This is a genomic window from Bacillus hominis (genome assembly GCF_018332515.1).
Taxonomy (GTDB): domain Bacteria; phylum Bacillota; class Bacilli; order Bacillales; family Bacillaceae_G; genus Bacillus_A; species Bacillus_A hominis.
Window position 1 is genome coordinate 1 of the sequence record NZ_BOQD01000101.1, and the last position, 952, is coordinate 952.

General features: G+C 26.4%; 1 protein-coding gene. It reads left to right on the forward strand.

The window, feature by feature from the left end; genetic code table 11:
* Window positions 1-952, forward strand: a 952-nt coding sequence (locus KI356_RS11975; protein ID WP_212935513.1) for a lipopolysaccharide biosynthesis protein, incomplete at both ends; no start/stop codon positions are given.

Genomic DNA, 952 nt, shown 5'->3' on the forward strand with positions numbered 1-952 from the left:
TCTTCTATAATTTCAATGTGTCTTAAAATTTCAATATTATATTATACGAAAGATTATATTTTATATTTAATTGTAGATAGCGTGATAACAATTGTTACTACTATTGTATTAGTGAGCATAGTAAATAAAATGTATCCATTTTTGAAAGAGAAAACTGCAGGGAAATTAGATTATAAAACTAAAAAAAACATCATTAAAAATATTAGAGCCATTGTCTGGCAAAATATAGGGAATTACTTAGTGTTTGGAACTGATAATATAATAATTTCTTCATTTGTTAGTGTTGCAGCGGTTGGGCTGTATTCCAATTATAATATGTTAATTGAAATCTGTAGAAGCTTTATTAATCAAATTTTTAATAATATTTATCATAGTATAGGTAATTTAGTTGCGAGTGAAACTGTTGATAAAGTTTATACTGTATATAAAGTATATAGGCTTCTTAACTTTTGGTTATATTCATTTTCTACTATAAGTTTGTATATAATGGTAGAACCGTTTATTTCTATCTGGTTAGGTTCAGAATTTTTAATGAATAAAAATGTGTTATTAACACTAATGATTATTTTTTATGAGAGAGGAATGAGAAATTCTATAACTACGGTAAAAACAACATCTGGAATTTTTCATGAAGATAGATTCGCGCCACTATGTCAAGCGGCGATTAATTTGATTTTTTCTCTTATTCTAGTTCAATATATTGGTATCGTAGGGGTTTTTATAGGGACGCTTATAAGTGCATTGACAGTTCCGTTTTGGCTTACTCCGTATTTAGTTTATAAAAAAGTGTTTTATAAACCCATAAGAATTTATTTTTCGAACTATATATTTTATGTGTTTATAGGTGTAGGGACGTATTTTGTTACAAATTTTATAAGTGGAGAGATTGTAGTAAATAGTATTTTTAGTTTAATGCTAAAAGGTCTATTATGTGTTGTAATTCCGAATCTTA